Below are 21696 nucleotides of genomic sequence, written 5' to 3'. Positions count from 1 at the left end.
TCGGGGGTGGGTGTGCGAAAGGCCCGGGGGCGGAGCCCTCGGGCCTTTCGGGGTCGTGCGGTGGATTACTGGCCGGCGGCGGCCAGGCCGACCGCGGCCTGGTCCAGGGCGGCGGTGCTGTCGAAGACCACCTCGCCGTCCACCCAGACCTTGCGGGGGCGGAGGTCGTCGTCCCACCAGACGAGATCGGCCACCGCGCCCGCCTCCAGGCGGCCGAGCGTGGGTTCGCCGATGGCGTCCGCCGGGGTGATCGTCGCCGCCGCCAGGGCGTCCGCCTCGGCCACGCCGACCGACACGATGTTGCGCACCGCCCGGTCCAGGGTGAGGGCGCTGCCGGCGATCGTGCCCTCCGGGGACCTGGGCACGCCGTCCTCGGTGAGCAGCACGTCCGCGCCGCCCAGCTGGTAGCGGCCCGGGGGCATGCCGGCGGCGGCCACGGCGTCGGTCACCAGGGCCACGCGGTGGCCCGCGGCGTTGAACACCAGGCGGCAGACGTCCGGGCCCACGTGCGCCAGGTCGGCGATCAGCCCCAGCGTGAAGCGGTCGTCCACCAGGGCGACGCCGGGCACGCCCGGTTCGCGGTGGCCCAGCGGGCGCTGGGCGTTGAACAGGTGCGTCACCATGCGGGCGCCCGCCTCGGCGGCCTCCCTGGTCTGCTCACCGGTGGCGTCGCTGTGGCCGACCGCCACCAGCACGCCCGCCTCGGCGAGGCGGCGCACCGCCTCCATCCCGCCGGGCTGCTCGGGGGCGAGGGTGACCATGCGCAGGGCGCGGCGCAGCACCTCGTCGGCCAGCAGCTGGTCGATCACCGCCGGGCCCGGCTCCACCATCAGCGCCGGGTCGTGCACGCCCGCGCGCTTCGGCGACAGGAACGGCCCCTCCAGGTGCACGCCGAGCGGCTTGGCGCCGGCCTGCTCCGGCAGGGTCGCGGCGGCGGCCAGCACGGCGCGGGCCTGCCGGATCGCCACCGGCACCGGCGCGGTGATCAGGGTCGGCAGGAAACGCGTCACGCCGGTCTGCGGGAGCGCTCTCGCGACCGCGGCCATCCCGACGGGATCGACCTCGGCGAAGTCGACGCCGACCGCCCCGTTCACCTGCACGTCCACCAGGCCCGGGGTGAGCAGGCCGTCGGTCAGCACCTCGGCGCCCTCGGGCGGAGCGCCCTGGACGACCTCGACGATCCGACCCGCCCTCACGCGCACGCTGGCGGGACCGGTGATGGTGCGACCGAGCAGTGCTCGCGGAGCTGCGACAACCGTGTCCAAGGTCCCTCCTCAAATGGTCCAGACCATTATGACCGCAAGCGACGGACGCCGTCACGTGTGGTTATAAGATAACCGAATAGAGTGATGATCGGTTAATGATCGGCGGCCGGACCGGTCAAGACCGGGACGGCGGGTCGTGGGCGGGGCCGGGAACGGTGCCTCCATACTGGGCGCCAGACATCCGAGGTCTCACCGGACGAGTCGAGGAACGCCGTGGCCGTGACCGACGACGCGATCCTGCGCGTCAAGGAGATGATCGTCTCCGGCGAGCTGAAGCCGGGCGACCGACTCCCGCGCGAGGCCGACCTGGCCGAGCGGCTCGGCCTGTCGCGGAACTCCCTGCGCGAGGCGGTCAAGGCGTTGTCGCTGGTCAGGGTGCTGGACGTGCGGCAGGGCGACGGCACCTACGTGTCGAGCCTGCGGGCCGACGACCTGCTCGGCGCGCTGTCGTTCGTGCTCGACCTGCACCGCGGCGAGGACTCCGTGCTGGAGGTGCTCCAGGTCCGGCGCATCCTCGAACCCGCCGCCGCGGCGATGGCGGCCCAGCGCGTCGGGCCCGAGGAGGTCGCCGCGCTGCGCGCCCTGTGCGACGCCGCCGAGACGGCCCGCTCGGTCGAGGAGCTGGTCGAGCACGACCTGGCGTTCCACCGCGCCATCGCCCACGCCTCGGGCAACGCCTACCTGGCCCAGCTGCTCGACACGCTCGCCGGCCCCACCGTGCGCGTGCGCATCTGGCGCGGCATCGCGCAGGGCGGGGCCGTGGAGCGGACCGTCGCGGAGCACCGGGCGATCGTCGACGCGCTGGCCGCCCACCAGCCCGAACTGGCCCGGTCCTGGTGCACGGTGCACGTGGCGGGCGTCGAGCAGTGGCTGTCCGACCTGACCTGAGCCGGCCTGACCCGGGCCGACCTGACCCGGGCCGGTCGCCGGACTCGCCCCACACGGTCAGCCCCGGCGCCGGCGGCCGGGAGATGCCCAGGGCGTGCACCGGTCCGGGCTCGTCGCGCACCACCGCGGGCACGGTCAACGGAACCGGCCGTCGGGGTGGACCGGCGCGCGCGTGCCGACCCGGGACGTGCCGCCGCTGCCGACCCACCGACCGGCGGAGCCGGTGACGCGGACGAGCGCGCCGCTCACCTCCGCGTCCGGCAGCCCGCGCAGGGACTCGCGCAGGGCGGCGGGGTCGAGGGCCGGCACGGTCGCGGCCGACGCCGCGGGCGCGACCGCCAGGGCCACGACGAGCAGGGGGACGAGCGGGCGGCCCCGTCACGCCACCTCCCGCAGCTCCTCCCACAGCGCGTCGGGCACCTCCGCCGACAGCGCCGCCGCGTTCGCCCGCGCCTCCTCCGCCGTCCGCACGCCCACCAGCACGGACGCCACCGCCGGGTGCCGCAGCGGGAACCGCACGGCGGCCTGCGCCGGGGTCACGCCGTGCCGCGCGCACACCTCCGCGATCCGCCGCGCCCGCGCCACGAGCGCCGGCGGCGCGGGCCGGTACTCGTAGGTGCCGCCGCCGACGAGCAGCCCGGAGTTGAACACCCCCGCCGCCACCACCGACACCCCGCGCTCGGCGCACAGGTCCAGCAGCGGCTCGCCGGGCCGTTCCAGCAGCGTGTACCGCCCGGCGAGCAGCACGACGTCCAGGTCGGCGGCGCGCACGAACCGGGCCGGCAGCTCCCACTGGTTCATGCCCACGCCGACCGCGTCCACCACGCCCTGCTCCCGCCAGGACAGCAGCTCGGGCACCGCCGACGAGACGGCCCGCTCCCAGTGGTCGTCGGGGTCGTGCAGGTAGACCACGTCCACCCGGTCCAGGCCCAGCCGCTCCAGCGAGGACTCCAGCGACCGCCGCACGCCGTCCGCGCCGAAGTCCCACACCCGCCGGGACGTGGCGGGCACCGCGAACCCGTTCGCCAGGTCGTCCCCGCCCGCCGACGACGGCTCCAGCAGCCGGCCGACCTTGGTGGACACCGCGAACGCCGAGCGCGGCCTGCCCCGCAGGAACTCGCCGAGCCGCCGCTCGGCCAGGCCGAGCCCGTAGTGCGGCGCGGTGTCGAAGTAGCGGACCCCGGCGTCCCAGGCGGCCTCCAGCGCGGCGAACGCGTCCTCGTCGGTCACCTCGGCGTAGAGGTTGCCGAGGGGTCCGGTGCCGAACCCGAGCCGCGTCAGCGGGATCACGAGCCGGGCGGGCGCAGGCGCAGGCCGTGCATCCCGCCGTCCACCGCGAGCACGGTGCCGGTGGTGGACCCGGACAGCGGCCCGGCCAGGTAGGCGACGGCGCCCGCGACCTCGTCCGCGCTGACCAGCCTGCCGTGCGGCTGCCTGGCCTCCAGCGCGGCCCGCTCGGCGGCCGGGTCGGGCGCGGCGTCGAGCAGCCGCCCGACCCACGGCGTGTCCGCGGTGCCGGGGGCGACCGCGTTGACCCGGACGCCCTCCCGCACGTGGTCGGCGGCCATCGCCAGGGTCAGCGCGTGCACCGCGCCCTTGCTGGCCGAGTACACCGCCCGCTGCGGCAGCCCCGCCCACGCCGCGATCGACCCGGTGTTCACGACCGCCGCGGCCGGCGAGCGCCGCAGGTGCGGCAGCGCGGCGCGGGTCACCCGGGCGATGCCCAGCACGTTGACGTCCAGCACCCGCAGCCACTCGTCGTCGCCGTTGGCGGCCACGTCGCCCTGCGCGCCGATCCCGGCGTTGTTGACCAGCACGTCGAGCCGGCCGAACCGCTCGACCACCTCGTCGACGGCCGCCCGGACGGACGCGTCGTCGGTGACGTCGCAGCGCACGCCGAGCACCGGCGGGTCCACCTCCGGCCGCACGTCGAACGCGACCGCCGTCGCCCCGCGCGAGGCGAGCAGCCGCGCGGTGGCCAGCCCGATGCCCGACGCGCCGCCCGTCACGACCGCCACCAGCCCCTCGAACTCGGCCATCACGCCTGCCCGAGGACTTGCCGCTGCCGGCCCAGGCCGTCGATCTCCAGCTCGACCACGTCGCCGGCGCGCAGGTACGGCTTCGGGTCGGGCTGCCCGAGGGCGACGCCGGCGGGCGTGCCGGTGTTCACCAGGTCACCCGGTCGGAGGACGAGGAACCAGCTCAGGTAGCGGACCAGCTCGGCCACCGGGAAGATCATGTTCCCGGTGGAGGAGTCCTGCCTGGCGGTGCCGTTGACCCACAGCCGCATGCCCAGCGCCTGCGGGTCGGGGACCTCGTCGGCGGGGGTGAGGAAGGGCCCGAGCGGGTTGAACGTCTCGCAGTTCTTGCCCTTGTCCCACTGCCCGCCGCGCTCGATCTGGAACTCGCGCTCGGACACGTCGTGCGACACGGTGTACCCGGCGACGCAGGCCAGCGCCTCCTCCGCGCTCTCCAGGTACCGGGCGGTGCGGCCGATGACGACGCCCAGCTCGACCTCCCAGTCGGTCTTGGTCGAGCGGCGCGGCACGAGCACCTCGTCGTGCGGTCCCACGATCGTGTCGGGGGTCTTGAGGAACACGACGGGCTCGGCCGGGATCGCGGCGCCGGTCTCCTCGGCGTGGTCGCGGTAGTTCAGGCCGATGCAGACGATCTTGCCGACGCCCGCCACCGGGGGCCCGACCCGGACGCCCTCGACCACGATCGGTTGGAGCTCGCCCGCCGCCAGCGCGGCGCGGGCCCGCGCGACGCCGTCGTCGGCTAGGAATTCGCCCGTGAGGTCCGCCGTCACCGGGGTCAGGTCGTACGTGACGCCGTCATCGGCGCGGACGGCGGGGCGTTCCCGCCCCGGTGGTCCCAGACGCAACAGCTGCACGGCAGGTCCTCTCGACAACCGGTCGATACATCGGGTGTATAGCGCCCCACTCCCCCGCTGTCCAGAGCCCCAGTCCCAATTGGTCCGATGACTCCGGCCCACGAAAGGTCCCGATGAACCACCACCGCGCGGTGTGGGCATCCGCCGCCGTCGCCCTGCTCGCCTCCCTCGTCGTCGCGCCAGCCTCCGCCCGGGAGGACCGGGCGGCGCGGCCCCTGCCACCGGTCGCGCGCCCGGCGGGTACCCACACCGCCCCGGCGGAACCGGCGGTCGGCGCGACCGGCGTGGTCGGCGAGGGGCTGGCGCGGGCCACCGGCGCGGTCACCGCGTTCGTCGAGCTGACCGCCACCCCGGCCGCGGAGGCGTACGGGGAGCGGCGGGAACGCGGCCTCGGCGACCCGGCCGCCGCCGCCCGCGCCGCCCGCGCGGCCACCGACGACCAGGTCGAGCGGGTCGTGGACGCGCTGCGCGACCGGGACGCGGGCACCCGCGAGGTCGCCACCACGCGCAACGCGGTGACCGGCGTCGTCGTCACCGCCGACGCGGCGACCCTGCGCGGCGCGCTCTCGCTGCCCGAGGTGAGGTCGGTGCGGCTGACCGTGCCGAAGGTGGTGCACAACTCCGGCGCGGTGCGGCTGACCAGGGCCGTGCGGTCGTGGCACGACACGGGCCTGCTCGGCGACGGCGTGCGGGTCGGCGTCGTCGACACCGGCATCGACTACACGCACGCCGACTTCGGCGGCCCCGGCACGGTCGAGGCGCACGACGCCGTCGACCGCACCGGCCCGTGGACGCCGACCGCGAAGGTCGTCGGCGGCCACGACTTCGCCGGCGACGCCTACGACGCCAACTCCCCGGCGACGGCCTCGCCGACGCCCGACGGCAACCCGATGGACTGCCAGGGCCACGGCACGCACGTCGCGGGCACGGCCGCGGGCCTGGGCGAGAACGCCGACGGCACCACGTTCACCGGCGACCACACCGCCCTCACCGACGAGCGGCTCGACGCGATGCGCGTCGGCCCCGGCACCGCGCCGAAGGCCCTGCTGTACGCGCTGAAGGTGTTCGGCTGCGAGGGCGCGACGGAGCTGGTGTCGCAGGCCCTGGACTGGTCGCTCGACCCGAACGGCGACGGCGACTTCACCGACCACCTCGACGTGGTCAACCTGTCCGTGGGCACCGACTACGGCGCACCGGACGACCCGGACAGCCTGTTCGTGCGCAAGGTCGTCGAGCACGGCGTGGCCGTGGTCGCCTCGGCGGGCAACGGCGGCGACTTCTACGACGTCGGCGGCTCCCCCGCGAACACGCCGGAGGCGCTGGCCGTGGCCAACACGCGCGACGCGTTCGCCGTGCTCGACGGCGTGGAGGCGGACGGCGTGCGGCGGCCCGGCCAGTACAGCGTCGCCTACACCGGCTACCCGGCGCTCGACCGCGAGCTGCCCGTGGCGGCGATGACCGACCAGGCCAACCTCGACGGCTGCGACCCGATCACCCAGGACCTCACCGGCCGGTACGCGTGGCTGGAGTGGGACGAGGACGACGCGACGCGCCGGTGCGGCTCGGGCGCGCGCACGGACAACGCGCAGGCGGCGGGCGCGGCGGGCGTGGTGCTGCCCGCGACCAGCCACGTGTTCAAGGCGGGCATCGCGGGCAACGCGGCCATCCCGGTGTTCCAGCTGACCGCCGAGGCGTCCGAGGCGGTCCGGCCGAGCCTCGCCGGGGGCGCGCTGCGGGTGCGGATGACCGGCGCCCTGCGCGCGGCCGTGCCCACGGCGACGCCGCCGATCGCCGACACGATGACCCCGTCCTCGTCGCGCGGCGTGCGCGGGCCGGCCGCCGCGAAGCCCGACGTGGCCGCGCCCGGCGACACGATCTTCTCCGCCGCCGGCGGCACCGGGAACGGCGGCGTGAGCCAGGGCGGCACGTCGATGTCCGCGCCGCACGTGTCCGGCATCGTCGCCCTGCTGCGCCAGGCCCACCCGGACTGGTCGGTGGAGGAGCTGAAGGCCGCCGTGGTGAACACCGCGGGCGGCGACGTGACCGACGGCGACGACCACGGCACGGGCACGCCCGAGGCCCCGATGCGGGTCGGCGCGGGCCGGGTGGACGCCGTGGACGCGCTCGCCACCGACCTGCTGGTCATGTCGGCCGACTCCCCCGGCGCGGTCGGCGTCACGTTCGGCCCGGTCGGGGCGGCGGGCACGACGTCGCTGACCCGGACCGTGCGGGTGGTCAACAAGTCGTCCTCGTGGCGCACCGCCGGCCTGTCCTACCAGGCGGCGACGGAGGTGCCGGGCACCCGCTTCGAGGTGTGGCCGCCGACGCTCCGGGTCCCGCCGGGCGGGTCGAGGACGGCGGAGGTGACGCTGCGCGTGAAGGCCGACGAGCTGCGCAAGACCGCCGACCCGACGCTCGCGAAGACGCAGGGCGGCCTGCCGCGCCAGTTCCTCGCCGAGGCGTCCGGGCGGCTGCTCGTGCGCTCCTCGGGCCGGGTGCTGCGGGTGCCGGTGTACGCCGCGCCCAAGCCGGTCGCCGACGTCGAGGCGGTGGCGGACGGCGACGTGCTGCGGCTGCGCGGGCGCGGGCTCGACCAGGGCGAGGGCGACGAGGCGTACCGGTCGCTGGTGAGCGTGTTCCAGCTGGGCGGCACGAGCCCGGAGCTGCCCGACTGCACCGACGAGGTGAAGACCGACTGCGCGCTCAACCGCACCGCCAAGGGCGGCGACCTGCGGTACGCGGGCGTCGCGTCGACCGGTCCCGGCGAGGGCGCGCAGCTCGCGTTCGGCATCGCGACCTGGCACGACTGGGCGACGCTCGGCGCGACGAACACGCCCGAGGTGCGGATCGACACCACCGGCGACGGCGCGCACGACTTCACCGTGACGGCGGGGAAGCCGACCAACGCGCTGGGCGGGGTGACCGCCGACGTCTGGTACTCGGTCACGACCCGCGCCGCCGACGGCGAGGTGGTGTCGGAGCTGCCCCTCAACGGCCGGTTCGGCGACGTGGACACGAACGTGATGGACAGCGACGTCGTGGTGCTGCCGGTGGCGCTCGCCGCGCTGGGGATCGACCAGAACGGGACGTCCGCGCCGATCACGTACACCGTGGGCACGTCCGGCGGGTACACGCCGCCGGGCGACGCCGACGGGTACGTGGACCGGGTCGAGGGCGAGCCGATGGCGTTCGACCCGCTGCGGCCGGGGACGGCGGCGGTCGGCGGGCCGACGTTCGTCGCGGCGGACGGGGCCGAGGTGGAGGTGCGGCGCGAGCCGGGCACCAGCCTGCTGCTGCTGCACCACCACAACGCCTCGGGCCGGCGGGCGCAGGTGCTGCCGCCGGCCTGACCGGGGCGGGGTCCCGCGGTCACGCAGAGCCAGTTCCGGCGCAACCCGGTTGGGCGTGCCGGACCCGGGACCCCCTCGGCATACTCGGGCGAATGGGCTTCGTGATCGGGGTGGACGCCGGCGGCACGAGCACCCGGGCGCTGGTCCTCGACCTGGACGGCACGCGGCTCGGCGCGGGGGTGGGCGGCGGCGCGAACCCGAACTCCCACCCGCCGGAGGTGGCCGCCGCGCACGTCGGCCAGGCCCTCGCCGCGGCGCTCGACGGGCTGGACGCGGGCAAGGTCGAGGCGGGCGTGCTGGGCATGGCCGGGTCGAGCAAGCTGACCGAACCGGCCGTGGCGGCGCTGTTCGAGGCGGCCTGGGCGGGCGCGGGCCTGCGCTGCCCGATGCGGGTGGTCACGGACTGCGAGGCGGCGTTCGCGTCGGGCTCGGCGTCGCCGGACGGCACCGTCCTGGTGGCGGGCACGGGGTCGATCGCGGCGCGGGTCGAGGGCCACGGGCTGGTGTCCACCGCGGGCGGCCACGGCTGGCTGCTCGGGGACGAGGGGTCGGCGTTCTGGCTGGGCCGGGAGGCGGTGCGCGCCGCGCTGGTGGCGCTGGAGCGCGCCGGGCTCGACGGTCGCGCGCCCGCACCCGGCACGTCCACCCCCGGCACGTCCACCCCCGGCACGTCCACCCCCGACACGTCCACTTCGGACAGCTCCGCCCCGGACGCGTTCACCACCGCCGTGCTGCGCCGGGCCGGGGTGCCCGACGGCGCGCCGCGCGACCGGTGGCGGCGGCTCATCACCGCCGCGAACGCGTCCGCGCCGGTCGAGCTGGCCCGCTACGCGCCGCTGGTCACCGAGCACGCGACCACGTCACCGGTGGCGTCGGGCATCGTGGACGAGGCGGTGCGGCTGCTGGTCGACCTCGCCGCGTCGACCAGGCGGCCCGGCGACACCACGCCGATCGTGCTGATGGGCGGCCTAGTGCACGCGCCGCCGCTGGGCGCGCGGCTCCGGCGGGAGCTGGCGGCGCGCTGCGCGGCCCCGGTGCTGCCGGCGGGCGAGGGCGCGGCGGGCGCGGCGTGGCTGGCGGCGGTCGAGGTCGTGGGGGACGGCGCGCCGCGCCCCGCGTGAACCGGGCATGATCCCCGGCGTGCACCGATTCGTCGCCCGGCTGTGGAAGTCGCTCCGCGGTCCGGTCCAGTGGCGCGTGCTGTGGCTGACGCGCGCGAAGTTCATGGTGGGCGTGACGGGCGTCGTCCGCGACGGCGAGGGGCGCGTGCTGCTGCTGCGCCACCGGATGTGGCCCGAGGACCGCCAGTGGGGCCTGCCGACGGGGTTCGCGGTGCGCGGCGAGGAGTTCACCGGCACCGTGGTCCGCGAGGTGAAGGAGGAGACCGGGCTGGACGTCGAGGTCGGCCGCCTGGTCCGGCTGACCAGCGGCTACCGGCTGCGCGTCGAGGTCGCCTACGAGGCCGTGCTGGTCGGCGGCACCCTGCGGGTGGACCCGTTCGAGATCCTGGAGGCCCGCTGGTTCGCCCCGGGCGAGCTGCCGGAACGGGTCCAGCGCGCCCACGTGGAGCTGATCGCGGACACGGCCTAGTCGGGGACGCGGGGGTGGCGCAGGCCGGGGTGGTCGTCGGGCAGGGCGCGGCGCAGCACCCACCACGACAGGGCGATGCAGGCGACCTGCAACGGCCAGGTCAGCGCGACCCGCATGACGCCCAGCAGCACGACCTGGCCGGCGAGCCACAGCGCGCCGAAGACGACCACGCGCAGGAGGTACTGGCCCACCCACGGCCAGGAGGCGACGCGGTAGGCGCGCAGCAGGTCCGGGTCGCGCCGCCAGCGGAACCGCTGCCCGGTCGCCAGGCCCACGACGACGCCGAGCAGCGGCCAGCGGACCACGATCGAGGCCGCCCACAGCAGGGCGGACGCGGCGTTGAGGAAGATCTGGAGCAGGAAGAAGTCCTCGGGGCGGCCGGTGCGCAGGGCGACGTAGGCCGCGAGCACGACGAAGCCCACCGACACCAGCAGGGCGCCGGGCCGGCTGCCGCGCACCACGCGCGCGATGCCGACGACCAGGCCGCACACCACGGCCGCGCCCGCGCCCACCGCGATGGAGCGCCCGCCGAGCAGCCACCCGAGCGCGAACGCCAGCGGCGGCAGCGAGGCGTCCAGGGCGCCGCCGCGTCCGCCCAGCAGGTGGGCCAGCGACTCCTGGCGGGTGTCGGTCATGGTTCCAGGGTGCCTTAGGGCTGCCTAACCCGGCCAACCCACCCGCGTAACGGACCCGTCTCGGGCCATTGACCGCGCGTGGTCCTCGTCACTACCGTCGCACGAAATAGTCTGGAAAGTTAACAGACAGGAGTGTCGATGCGAGCCGGGAGCCCGAGGCTGCTGCGCGAGATCAACGACCGCGCCGCCATCGAGGCGCTGTTGCGCAACGGTCCGCTGACCCGGTCGGAGCTGGAGGCGATCATCGGTCTCTCCAAGCCGGCCACCGCCCAGCTGCTGACCCGCCTGGAGGCGGAGGGCACGGTGCTGCGCAACGGGCTGCGCGGCGGCGGGCGCGGTCCGCGCGCGCAGCTGTGGACGGTCAACGGCGCGCTGGCCCACGTCGCCGCGGTGGACCTGACGCCGGACTCCCTCGACATCGCGGTCGCCGACATCTCCGGCGCCACCCTCACCGAGCACCGCGCGCCCATGCCGCGCACCGGCGTGACCGAGGCGTTCCGCGCCGCGGTCACCAAGGCCGCCGCGCAGGCCGGGCTGACCACCGACGCCCTGCACCACGTGGTCGTCGGCAGCCCCGGCGCGGTCGACCCGGGCACCGGCCGGCTCAACTACGCCCCGCACATGCCCGACTGGAACGACCGGGACGTCCCCGAGGAGCTGGGCGCCCTGCTCGGCACCACCGTCACCGTCGAGAACGACGTGAACCTGGTGGCCCTGGAGGAGATGATCGCGGGCCGCGCGGTCGGCGTGAAGGACTTCGTGCTGCTGTGGCCCGCGGACGCGGTGGGCGCGGCGGTCGTCGTCAACGGCGTGCTGCTGCGCGGCGCCACGGGCGGCGCGGGCGAGATCGACGCGCTGCGCGTGCCCGACGCGGCGCACGCCGACACCGGCACCGAGCGCACCGGCGTCCGCTACGGCGACCTGCTGGACAGCGCCGCCACCGCCCGCCTGGCCCGCGCGCACGGCGTGTCCGCGCGCACCGGCCTGGCCGCGGTGACGAAGGCCCTCGGCGAGGGACCGGCGGGCCGCGAGTTCCTGGTGGACCTCGCCCGCCGCGTCGCCACCGGCGTCGCCAACGTCGTCGCCGTGCTCGACCCCGAACTGGTGCTGCTCGCCGGTGACGTCGCACAGGCCGGCGGCACGGTGCTGGCCGACCTCGTCGCCGCCGAACTGCGCCGCCTGGTGGTGCCCCGCACCCCCGTCCAGCTCGCCCTGGTGACCGGGAAACCGGTGCGCTCCGGCGCACTGCACTCCGCGCTGTCGGTCGCCCGGGAACAGGTGTTCGGCCTGCCCGCCGCCACGACCGAACCCTTCCGCGCACCGCGCCGGCACGACCAGGAGCGGAGCGCGTCGACGTCCCCTCCCGCACGTTGAGACGAAGGAGAGCACATGCGCAAGCCACACCGCGCGACGTCGCTGTGCGTGGCCGCGGCGGTCTTCCTGACCGCCTGCGCGGCAGGCTCCGGCAGGGACACCGGGCAGTCCGGGCCGGCGGCGGCCCCCGGCGCCGACGAGGAGTTCTCGTTGACCGTCTGGAGCAACTACTCCGGCCGTGAGCGGGACGAGGTCACCAAGGCCCTGGAGAGCTTCAAGGGGAAGTTCCCGAACGCGCGGATCAGGCACGAGGGCAGCCAGGACGACGACAAGATCACCGCGGGCATCCGCGGCGGCAACCCGCCGGACGTCGCGCTGTCGTTCACCACGGACAACATCGGCCGGTTCTGCTCGTCCGGCTCGTTCCAGGAGCTGAAGCCCTACGTCGAGCGGGACGGCGTGGACCTGTCGCGGATCACCGACGCGGTGCGCTCCTACACCGAGCACAAGGGCAACCGCTGCGCGATGCCGCTGCTCAGCGACGTGTACGGCCTGTACTACAACGAGGACATGCTCGCCGAGGCCGGCATCACCGCGCCGCCGAGGACCACGGCCGAGCTGCTCGACTTCGCCAAGCGCACCACCAGGAAGGCCCCGGACGGGTCGATCGAGGTGGCGGGCTTCCTGCCCACGATGATGTTCTACGCCAACCGCCCGCCGATCTGGGCGCCGCACTTCGGCGCGAGGTGGGAGACCCCGGACGGCCGGTCCGGCCTGGCGAGCCCCGAGTGGGCCGCGATGCTGGAGTTCCAGAAGGAGCTGGTCGACTTCTACGGCCACGACGAGCTGGAGCGGTTCCGCGCCGGGCTCGGCCAGGAGTACTCCACCGACCACGCGTTCCACCGGCGCAGGATCGCCATGATGGTGGACGGCGAGTACCGCACCGCGTTCCTCGCGGACCAGGAGCCCGACCTGGACTTCGGCACCGCGCCGTTCCCGACGGCCACGCCGGCGCTGTACGGCGTCGGCTTCACCACCGGCACGATCATGGGCATCCCCAAGGGCGCGGCGAACCCCGGCGCGGCGTGGGAGCTGATCAAGCACCTGTCGCTCGACACCGGGACCGTCGTGGAGCTGGCCAACGGCATCAAGAACATCCCCAGCACCAAGGCCGCGCTCGACGACCCCCGGCTGGAGGTGGACGAGGACTTCAGGACGTTCGTCGACCTCGCCAGGTCCGGCAGGCTCCAGGGCAACCCGGTGACGCCCATCGGCGACGCGCACGTCAAGGCGGTCGGCGACTTCGCCACCTCGTGGCAGGCGGGCGAGGTCACCGACCTGATGGGCGGGCTGCGGGAAGTGGACCGGCGCATCGACGAGCAGATCGCGAAGTCCGGCCGGTGACGGCCGCGCTCGACCGCGCGGACGCGGCGCGCACCGCCCCCTCGCCGGGGCGGTCCCGCGCCCGGTCCCGCCACCGGCTGACCGTCCTGGCGTTCACGGCCCCGGCCGGCCTGGGCTTCCTGCTGTTCTTCGGCTACCCGCTGGTCGCCACGATCGCGTTCTCGTTCACCCGGTACGACCTGATCAACCCGCCCGAGTGGACCGGGCTGGAGAACTACGCGTACATGTTCTCCGACGAGCTGTTCCACACGGCGGTGCGCAACACCCTGTGGTTCGTGGTCGTGCTCACGGTCGCCCGCGTGGCGTTCGCGCTGGGCGTCGCGTCGGTGGTCGCGCGGCTCCGGTCGGGCGTCGGCCTGGTGCGCACCCTGTGCTACCTGCCCTCGCTCACCCCGCCGGTGGCCGCCACGCTGGTGTTCTTCCTGGTCATGCGACCCAACGACGGGCCGGTGGACACCGCCCTCGGCTGGTTCGGGATCGAGGGCCCGCTGTGGTTCGCCGACCCGGCGTGGTCGAAGCCCGCCATCGCCGCGGTGGTGCTGTGGGTGTCCGGCGACCTGATGATCATCATGCTGGCGGCGATCCTGGCCGTGCCGCGGGAGCAGCACGAGGCGGCCGAGCTGGACGGTGCGGGCCCGCTGAGCCGGTGGTGGCACGTCACGCTGCCGACGATCTCGCCGGTGCTGGTGTTCGGCGTGGTCAACTCGATCGTCGTGGCGCTCCAGCTGTTCACCCAGGCCGTCGTCGCGGGCTCGGCGGCCAGCGGCTCGGCCGACGTCACCGGCAGCACGAAGGACCTGGGTTTCCCGGAGAACTCGACGCTGACGTTCCCCGTGTGGCTCTACGCGCAGGGCTTCCGGTACTTCGACATGGGCTACGCGGCGGCGATGGCGACCGTCCTGTTCGTCGTGTCGTTCGCGGCCACCGCCCTGCTCGTGCAGCGGCTGCGCACGGCGTCCCACCACGAGGAAGGGGGGCGGGGCGCGTGACGACCACCGCGCTCGACGCGCGTCCTCCCCGGAACCGGCGCGGCGCGCTCGACCGGATCGCCGTGCACAGCCTGGGGCTGGCCCTGGGGCTGATGTTCGCGCTGCCCGTCGTGTTCGTGCTCCTCACCGCCGTGATGTCGGACGACCAGGCGTTCACCGCGGACCTGTGGCCGCGCGAGTGGCACTGGGGCAACTTCGCCGCGGTCTTCGACGAGGCGCCGCTGCTGGTGTACCTGGGCAACAGCCTGCTGTACTCGCTGCTGGCCACGGCCGGGATGCTGCTGTCCTCGATCCCGGCGGCCTACGCGCTGGCCAGGCTGCGCTGGCGGGGCCGCAACGCCGCGTTCCTGCTCGTGGTGGGCGCGATGGTGCTCCCGCCGCAGGTCGTCGCCGTGCCGCTGTACGACACGTGGTCGGGCCTGGGCCTCACCGGCTCGCTGTGGCCGCTGATCCTGCCGTACTTCCTGTTCGACGCGTTCTCCGTCTTCCTGCTGCGCCAGTTCCTGCTCACGATCCCGCAGTCCTGCGTGGACGCGGCGCGGGTGGACGGGTGCTCGGAGTTCCAGGCGCTGCTGCGGGTCGTCGTGCCGATGGCGCGCCCCGGCATCGCGGCCACCGCGCTGTTCTGCTTCCTCTCCACGTGGAACGACTACTTCGGACCGCTGCTCTACACGAGCGAGGTGCCCGACCGGTGGACCCTGTCGCTGGCGCTGTCCTCGTTCAAGGGCGTGCACCACGTGCAGTGGAACCTGGCGATGGCCGTCACGCTGCTCATCATGCTCCCGGCGATCGTGCTGTTCGCGTTCGCGCAGCGCTCCTTCGTCCGGGGCATCACCTTCACTGGAGCCACAGGGTGAAACTCACCGTTGTCGGGGGCGGGTCCACTTACACGCCCGAGTTGGTCGACGGCATCGCGGGACGGCGGGCCGACCTCGCCGTGGACGAGATCGTGCTCGTCGACCCGGACGAGTCGCGGCTGGAGGTCGTCGGCGCGTTCTCGCGGCGGCTCCTGGCGCACGCCGGGCACCCCGCGGAGGTCACCACGACCACCGACCTGGAGCGCGGCGCGGACGGCGCGTCGGCCGTGCTGCTCCAGCTTCGGGTCGGCGGGCAGGCGACGCGGGCGTCCGACGAGACGTTCCCGCTGGTCTGCGACTGCGTCGGGCAGGAGACGACCGGCGCGGGCGGGCTGGCCAAGGCGCTGCGGACCGTGCCGGTGGTGCTCGACATCGCCGACCGGGTGCGCCGGGTCGCCGGCGACGGCGCGTGGATCGTGGACTTCACCAACCCCGTCGGCATCGTGACCAGGGCGCTGCTGCGGGCCGGGCACCGCGCGGTGGGGCTGTGCAACGTGGCCATCACGTTCCAGCGGTGGACGGCCGGCCTGCTCGGCGTGCCGCCGGGCTCGGTGCGGCTGGAGCACGTCGGCCTCAACCACCTCAGCTGGGAGACCGGCGTGCTCGTGGACGGCGTCGACCGGCTGCCCGGCCTGCTCGCCGACCACGCCGACGCCCTCGGCGCGCACGTCGGGCTGCCCGGGTCGCTGCTGCGCCGGCTGGGCGCGGTGCCCTCGTACTACCTGAAGTACTTCTACGAGCACGACGAGGTCGTGCGGGAGCAGCGCACCGGGCCGCCGCGCGCCGAGGTGGTGGCGGGCGTGGAGGAGGAGCTGCTGGCCCTCTACCGCGACCCGGCCGTGGTGACCAAGCCGGAGCAGCTGTCCCGGCGGGGCGGCGCGTACTACTCGGAGGCGGCCGTGCAGCTGGTGCACGCCCTCACCGGCGGCGGGGCGCCGGAGCGGCACGTGGTGAACGCGCGCAACGGCGGCGCGCTGCCGTTCCTGCCGGACGACGCGGTGGTGGAGGTGCCGGCCTCGGTCGACGGCGACGGCGCCGTGCCGCTGCCCGTGCCGCCCGTGCCTGCGGCGTTCGCGGGGCTGATCGCGCACGTCACCGCGTACGAGCACCTCGCCCTGGACGCGGCGCTGCGCGGCGGGCGGGACCGGGTGGCCGACGCGCTGCTGGCGCACCCGCTGGTCGGGCAGCACGCCCTGGCCGACCGGCTCGCCGACGAGCTGGTCGCGCGCAACGCCGACTTCCTGCCGTGGGCGCGGGGCGGGGCGCGGTGACGGACCGGGTGCTCGCCGTCGACGGCGGGAACAGCAAGACGGCCATGGCCCTCGTCGACGTGACCGGCCGGGTGCTCGCACAGGTGCGCGGCCCCGGCGCGTCGCCGCAGAACGTCGGCCTGGAGCGCAGCCTGGAGGTGTTCGAGGGCCTGGCCCGCGAGGCGGCCCGCAGGGCGGGGCTGCCGCCGGACGGGCCGATCGCCGCGCACACCGCCGCCTACCTGGCCGGGGCCGACCTGCCCCAGGAGGAGGACGACCTGCGCGAGGCCATCGCGGCGCGCGGCTGGTCGGGCAGCGTGGTCGTCGGCAACGACACGTTCGCGCTGCTGCGGGCGGGCACGGCGGACGGCGTCGGCGTGGCCGTGGTGTGCGGGGCGGGCATCAACTGCGTGGCGGTCGCGCCGGACGGCCGCACGCACCGGTTCCCCGCGCTGGGCCACATCTCCGGCGACTGGGGCGGCGGCGGCCACCTCGGGTCCGAGGCGCTGTGGCACGCGGTGCGCGCCGAGGACGGCCGCGGCGAGCCGACCGCGCTGGTGGGCGCGCTGCTCGCGCACTACGGGACGGCGACGCTGGCCGAGGTGGTGGAGGCGCTGCACCTCCGGCGGGTCGAGTTCGACCCGCACGCGCTGTGCCCGCTGCTGTTCGGGGTGGCGGCGGCCGGCGACCCGGTGGCCCGGTCGGTGGTGGACCGGCTCGTGGAGGAGGTCGTGCTGCTGGCCCGGGTGTCGCTGACCAGGCTCGGGCTGCTGGACGAGCCGGTGGACGTGGTGCTCGGCGGCGGGGTGCTCACCGGCACCGGCGGCCAGGTGGTGGACGCGGTCGACGAGCGGCTCCGGGTTGCCGCACCGGCGGCGCGCGTGCGCGTGGTCGACGTGCCGCCGGTCGTCGGGGCGGCGTTGCTCGGCCTGGACGCGCTGGGCGCCGAGCCGGGCGCCGAACCGCGGTTGCGCGCCGCGTACGGGGCGTCGGCGGACCTGGCGGCCGGCGGCTGAGCGGCCCGCCACGCGGCCCGCCGTCCGGCCGGCTGGCCCGCTGGGCTGTCCGGCGGGCGGCGTGATCTGCGACGCACCCGAAGGGTCCTGAACCTGGTGAATCACCCAATGTCGACACTGATTAACACCATTGGGTGACACTTCGGTGACAGCGTCACCGATAGCCGGTGGCGTGGGACCGAGATGGCGTTGCATGCTGTCGTGCGCGCGGCCGTGGGGGTGCCGCGCGGAGGGGAGGCACGATGCGCGAACTCGACAGCCTGGTCGCCGTGGGCGACAGCTTCACCGAGGGCATGGACGACCCCGGGCCCAACGGCACGTACGTGGGCTGGGCGGACCGCCTGGCCGCGATGATCTCCGTGCAGCAGCGGGGTTTCCGCTACGCCAACCTCGCGATCCGGGGCAAGGTGCTCCAGGAGATCGTCGACGAGCAGATCCCGCTCGCGGTGGCGCTCAAGCCGAAGCTGGTGACGTTCTGCGGCGGCGGCAACGACATCATGGTGCCCGGCAGCGACCCGGACGCGGTGGCCGAGGTCTACGAGATCGCGGTGGCCGACCTGCGCGCCGCGGGCGCCGAGGTGCTCGTCTTCACCGGCTTCGACACCAAGCACACCCCGCTGCTGCGCTCGCTGCGCGGCAAGGTCGCGATCTACAACAGCCACCTGTGGTCGGTGGCGGAGCGGTACCACTGCAAGGTGGTCGACCTGTGGTCGATGACCGTCCTGCAGGACCGGCGCGCGTGGAGCGGGGACCGCCTGCACCTGTCCGCCGAGGGCCACCGCCGGGTCGCCCTGCGGGCCGCCGAGGTGCTGGGCCTCACGCCCGAGGACAGGTGGAACACCCCGTGGCCGCCGCCGGCGGACGAGCACTGGATGACCCAGCGCCGGCACGACCTGAAGTGGGCGCGGGAGCACGTGGTGCCGTGGATCGGGCGCCAGCTGCGCGGTGAGTCGATGGGCGACGGCCTGGCCCCGAAGCGGCCCGAGCTGACGTCGTTCAGCACCGACCACCGCTGAGGCCCGGCACCCACCGCCGGAGCCCGGCACGCGGAGCCCGGCACGCGGAGCCCGGCCCCCGGAATCCGGCCCCCGGAATCCGGCACCGGCCACCGCTGAAGGGCCCCGGCCGGGCCGGCGCTCTCCCCCGAACGCCGCCCCGACCGGGTGAGGTGGCCGTCCCCCCTGGGTTCCCCCTCCCCAGCGCCACCCCGCGCCGACGCACCACTGGTGATCAGCGCTGTTCAAAGTTCCCACGATCCGGCCCCATCGTGCTAAACGGTGGCTAAACCCCGGTGGTCACCGCTTCAAGGGCCGTTCGGACCAACGTCGCGCGCGGGGAGCCGAGCCGTTCGAACAGCCGAAGCGATTCCGCCAGCTCCGCTTGCGCCGCGACGCGTTCGCCCCGCCTGGCGAGCACGGACCCGAGCACCTGCCGGCCGAACGCCTCCTCGAACTGCATGGACCCGCCGTGCGCCAGCTCGACGCCCTGCCGGGCGTGCTCCTCGGCTTCGTCGAGCAGCTCCAGCTCGGCGTACAGCTCGGCCAGGTTGTTCACCGCGACCGCGTAGGCGCGCTCGTCGCCGTTGCGGTGGTACAGCTCCACGGCCTGGACCTGGTGCCGGGCCGCGGTCTCCCGCTGCCCCAGGCGCTGCTCGGTCTGCGCGAGGTTGTTGAGCACGGTGGCCTCGCTGATCGCGTCGCCCTCGCGGCGGGCGATCTCCACGGCCTCCCGGTGGTGCGCCAGGGCCTCCGCGTCGCGCCCCTCCGCGCGCAGCGCGAGCGCCAGCTTGTCCAGCGTCATCACCAGGTAGCGGGGTTCGCCCAGCTCGGCGGCGAGGCGGTGCGCGAACCGGGCCCGCTCCAGGCTGCCGCGCAACGACCCGGTGCGGCTGTCGACGTCCTGCGTGGCGTGCAGCACGAGCAGCTCGCCGCGCCGGTCGCCCACCACCCGCGCCGAGGCCAGGCCGAACTCGGCGACGGCGTGCCACTCGCGGCCGACGAGCCTGGTCACGCAGTAGGTGTGCACGAGCCGCACGAGCCGCCACACGTGGTCGTGCAGGCCCGCCTCGGCGCCGGCGTGCACCAGCGCGGTGAGGTTGGCCCACTCCTTGTCGAACCACGACAGCGCCTGCGCCGCGGTGGCGGGCCGCGCCGCCGTGGGGCCGGTGAACTCCAGCCCGTCCGACACCGGCCGGATGAGCCGCCGCGCGTGGTCGCAGGCCGCCAGGTAGTGCTCCAGCAGGCGGCGCAGGGCGCCGTGCCGGTCGTCCTTCCCCAGCACCTCGCGGGCGTAGAGGCGCACCAGGTCGTGCAGCACGAACCCGCCCCGCCACTGCTCCACGACGAGGTGCGCGTCGGCGAGGTCGGCCAGCCGCCCGGCGGCGGTGCCCAGGTCGATGCCGCACACGGCGGCGACGGCGTGCGGGCTCACCCAGCGGCCCGGCACCAGCCCGGCGGCGCGGAAGGTCTCGGCCAGCTCCGGCGGCAGGTTGCGGTACGACACCGCCAGCGCGCGGCCCACGCCGACACCGGTGTCGGCCAGGTCCAGGGCGCGCAGCCGGGAGTCGTCGTCGGCGAGCCGCGCCACCAGGTCCTCGACCGTCCACTCCGGGCTGAACACGAGCTTGGCGGCGGCGATCCGCAGCGCCAGCGGCAGGTTCCCGCACAGCTCGACCAGCATCCGGGTGGCCACCGGCTCCTGGTCCGACAGCGGCTTGCCGACCACCTCGTCCACCAGCCGCACCGACTCGTCCTCGGACAGCGTGTCCAGCGTCAGCATCCGCGCGCCGTTGCTGACGACCAGGGACTCCAGCCGGCGGCGCGACGTCACCAGCACCACGGAGCCCGCGCCCGGCGGCAGCAGCATCCGCACGTGCTCCGGGTCCCACGCGTCGTCCAGCACCACCAGCACGCGCCGCCGGGCCAGCACCGACCGGTACAGGCCGACCCGGTCGTCCAGGTCGCGCGGCACGCCGTCCGCGGGCACGCCCAGCGCCAGCAGGAACCGGGCCAGCACCTCCGGCGGCTCCACCGGCTCCCGGTCCGGCGCGAACCCGTTGAGCGGGGCGAACAGCAGCCCGTCGGGGAACTGCTCGGCCCGCCGGTGCCCCCACGTGACGGCCAGCTCGCTCTTGCCGATGCCCGGCGCGCCGTTGACGACCACGATCGTGGTCGCCGCCGGGTTCCGCGAGTCGCACAGCCGGTCCAGCCAGGCCAGCTCCTCGTCGCGGCCGACGAACCCGCTGGCCGCGGCGGGCAGCTGGGCCGGCACGACCACGCCGGCGCGCGGCGGCACGACCTGCTCGGCGACGCCGGGCGAGCTGAGCGCCGGGTCGTCGCGCAGCACCTGCTCGTGCAGCACCCGCAGGCCGGGACCGGGGTCGATGCCCAGCTCGTCCACCACGCGCCGGTGGAACCGCTGGTACGCCTCCAGCGCGTCGGCCCGCTGCCCCGACCGGTACAGCGCCCGCACCATGTGCCCGACCAGCCGCTCCCGGAACGGGTGCTCGGTCACCAGCTGCCGCAGCTCCCCCACCAGCTCCAGGTGCCGCCCCAGCTCCAGCTCGGCCTCGACGCGCTCCTCCAGCGCGGCCAGCCGCAGCTCCTCCAGGTCCGTGGTGATCGGCTCGCCCGGCACGTCCGCCAGCACCTGCCCCCGCCACAGCCCGAGCGACTCGCGCAGCAGCTGCGCCCGGATCGCCGCCGGCTTGCCCCGCGCGGACGACACGAGCTGCCGCGCCCGGTGGAAGTCCAGCCGCCACGGGTCCACCGCGAGCTGGTAGCCGGGCGGGGTGGTCAGGATGCGCGCGGACCCGGCCGGGTCGGCCTGCTCCAGCATCCGCCGCAGCCGCGACACGTACCCGTGCACGATCGTCCTCGCGGTGGCCGGCGGGTCGTCCACCCACAGGCTGTCCACGATCTCGTCGATCGTGACGACCCGGTTGGCCTCCAGCACCAGCATCGCCAGCAGGCCCCGCATCCCCTTGCGGCCGATGACGAGCGGCCGGCCGTCCGCGAGCACCTGCAACGGTCCGAGGACACCGAACTCCAGCCCGTTCCTGCTCCGGTCGGCCATGCCCCTCCCCCGCCCCGCGTTCATCGCCACTGGCTCACGACCCGGTCACTGGATCAGGTGCACCAAGGGGCCCGGTGGATACCTGCGAGTAGATGTTGCATGCTCAACCAGCGTGCTCCCATGACCGGGCGGCGACGCGACGGCTAGGGTTCTGGCCCCGACAGTCCCGGC

18 protein-coding genes are annotated in these 21696 nt (G+C 75.2%); 11 read left to right on the top strand and 7 right to left on the bottom strand.

All coding sequences use genetic code 11. The features are described 5' to 3' along the window. Window positions 1–65 precede the first annotated feature (65 nt). Window positions 66–1265 carry an N-acetylglucosamine-6-phosphate deacetylase gene (nagA, locus tag ACRAKJ_RS02070; RefSeq protein ID WP_438924472.1) on the bottom strand — a complete coding sequence of 400 codons (1200 nt, stop codon included), beginning with the start codon at window positions 1263–1265 and terminating at the stop codon, window positions 66–68. Window positions 1266–1478: 213 nt separating this feature from the next. Between nagA and ACRAKJ_RS02065 the strand changes: the two genes are divergently transcribed. Further along, entirely contained in the window at window positions 1479–2153 is a 675-nt protein-coding gene (locus ACRAKJ_RS02065) for an FCD domain-containing protein (RefSeq protein WP_438924473.1), read from the top strand. A gap of 135 nt (window positions 2154–2288) precedes the next feature. Here ACRAKJ_RS02065 and ACRAKJ_RS02060 read toward each other — a convergent pair whose 3' ends face one another. The 4 genes from ACRAKJ_RS02060 to ACRAKJ_RS02045 are packed head-to-tail and all read right to left on the bottom strand — an operon-like array spanning window position 2289 to window position 5046. Then, entirely contained in the window at window positions 2289–2501 is a 213-nt protein-coding gene (locus ACRAKJ_RS02060; RefSeq protein ID WP_438924474.1) for a hypothetical protein, read from the bottom strand. 30 nt (window positions 2502–2531) lie between these two features. Beyond that, window positions 2532–3443, bottom strand: a complete 912-nt coding sequence (locus ACRAKJ_RS02055) for an aldo/keto reductase (protein ID WP_438924475.1) — start codon at window positions 3441–3443, stop codon at window positions 2532–2534. After that, entirely contained in the window at window positions 3440–4192 is a 753-nt protein-coding gene (locus ACRAKJ_RS02050) for an SDR family oxidoreductase (protein WP_438924476.1), read from the bottom strand. The genes ACRAKJ_RS02055 and ACRAKJ_RS02050 overlap by 4 nt, the downstream gene beginning before the upstream one ends. Further along, a complete protein-coding gene (locus ACRAKJ_RS02045; protein WP_438924477.1) occupies window positions 4192–5046 on the bottom strand; it encodes a fumarylacetoacetate hydrolase family protein in 855 nt (284 codons plus the stop codon). Before ACRAKJ_RS02045 ends, ACRAKJ_RS02050 begins: the two co-directional genes overlap by 1 nt. A 113-nt stretch (window positions 5047–5159) precedes the next feature. On the opposite strand from ACRAKJ_RS02045, the gene ACRAKJ_RS02040 reads away from it, so the two are divergent. From ACRAKJ_RS02040 to ACRAKJ_RS02030, 3 genes are all read left to right on the top strand, one after another. Further along, window positions 5160–8396, top strand: coding sequence for a S8 family serine peptidase (locus ACRAKJ_RS02040; RefSeq protein WP_438924478.1), 3237 nt, complete (start codon window positions 5160–5162; stop codon window positions 8394–8396). A gap of 92 nt (window positions 8397–8488) precedes the next feature. Then, window positions 8489–9517 carry a BadF/BadG/BcrA/BcrD ATPase family protein gene (locus ACRAKJ_RS02035; RefSeq protein WP_438924479.1) on the top strand — a complete coding sequence of 343 codons (1029 nt, stop codon included), beginning with the start codon at window positions 8489–8491 and terminating at the stop codon, window positions 9515–9517. A 19-nt stretch (window positions 9518–9536) separates the two neighbouring features. After that, window positions 9537–9986: an NUDIX domain-containing protein gene (locus ACRAKJ_RS02030; RefSeq protein WP_438924480.1), complete on the top strand. Its 450-nt coding sequence runs from the start codon at window positions 9537–9539 to the stop codon at window positions 9984–9986. On the opposite strand, the gene ACRAKJ_RS02025 is transcribed toward ACRAKJ_RS02030, so the two are convergent. Continuing rightward, window positions 9983–10621, bottom strand: coding sequence for a DUF3159 domain-containing protein (locus tag ACRAKJ_RS02025; protein WP_438924481.1), 639 nt, complete (start codon window positions 10619–10621; stop codon window positions 9983–9985). The genes ACRAKJ_RS02030 and ACRAKJ_RS02025 overlap by 4 nt on opposite strands. A 138-nt stretch (window positions 10622–10759) precedes the next feature. Here ACRAKJ_RS02025 and ACRAKJ_RS02020 point away from each other — a divergent pair, with 138 nt between their 5' ends. From ACRAKJ_RS02020 to ACRAKJ_RS01990, 7 genes are all read left to right on the top strand, one after another. Continuing rightward, window positions 10760–11995 carry an ROK family protein gene (locus ACRAKJ_RS02020; RefSeq protein ID WP_438924482.1) on the top strand — a complete coding sequence of 412 codons (1236 nt, stop codon included), beginning with the start codon at window positions 10760–10762 and terminating at the stop codon, window positions 11993–11995. A gap of 15 nt (window positions 11996–12010) precedes the next feature. Continuing rightward, window positions 12011–13339 carry an extracellular solute-binding protein gene (locus tag ACRAKJ_RS02015; RefSeq protein ID WP_438924483.1) on the top strand — a complete coding sequence of 443 codons (1329 nt, stop codon included), beginning with the start codon at window positions 12011–12013 and terminating at the stop codon, window positions 13337–13339. Then, a complete protein-coding gene (locus ACRAKJ_RS02010; protein ID WP_438924484.1) occupies window positions 13336–14328 on the top strand; it encodes an ABC transporter permease subunit in 993 nt (330 codons plus the stop codon). Before ACRAKJ_RS02015 ends, ACRAKJ_RS02010 begins: the two co-directional genes overlap by 4 nt. Continuing rightward, window positions 14325–15185 carry an ABC transporter permease subunit gene (locus ACRAKJ_RS02005; protein ID WP_438924485.1) on the top strand — a complete coding sequence of 287 codons (861 nt, stop codon included), beginning with the start codon at window positions 14325–14327 and terminating at the stop codon, window positions 15183–15185. Before ACRAKJ_RS02010 ends, ACRAKJ_RS02005 begins: the two co-directional genes overlap by 4 nt. Next, on the top strand, window positions 15182–16456 hold the full coding sequence (locus ACRAKJ_RS02000) for a family 4 glycosyl hydrolase (protein WP_438924486.1): 1275 nt from the start codon (window positions 15182–15184) through the stop codon (window positions 16454–16456). The genes ACRAKJ_RS02005 and ACRAKJ_RS02000 overlap by 4 nt, the downstream gene beginning before the upstream one ends. Next, complete coding sequence (locus tag ACRAKJ_RS01995) at window positions 16432–17451, top strand: BadF/BadG/BcrA/BcrD ATPase family protein (protein WP_438924487.1); 1020 nt, start codon at window positions 16432–16434, stop codon at window positions 17449–17451. The genes ACRAKJ_RS02000 and ACRAKJ_RS01995 overlap by 25 nt, the downstream gene beginning before the upstream one ends. Window positions 17452–17693: 242 nt before the next feature. Then, entirely contained in the window at window positions 17694–18467 is a 774-nt protein-coding gene (locus ACRAKJ_RS01990) for a GDSL-type esterase/lipase family protein (protein WP_438924488.1), read from the top strand. Between the two features lie 265 nt (window positions 18468–18732). Here ACRAKJ_RS01990 and ACRAKJ_RS01985 read toward each other — a convergent pair whose 3' ends face one another. Continuing rightward, window positions 18733–21525 carry a BTAD domain-containing putative transcriptional regulator gene (locus ACRAKJ_RS01985; protein ID WP_438924489.1) on the bottom strand — a complete coding sequence of 931 codons (2793 nt, stop codon included), beginning with the start codon at window positions 21523–21525 and terminating at the stop codon, window positions 18733–18735. Window positions 21526–21696 lie beyond the last annotated feature (171 nt).

The organism is Saccharothrix sp. DSM 118769 (assembly GCF_052936295.1).
Note: the sequence above shows the minus strand (reverse complement) of the source record. Positions and strands in the feature narration are given on the sequence as shown.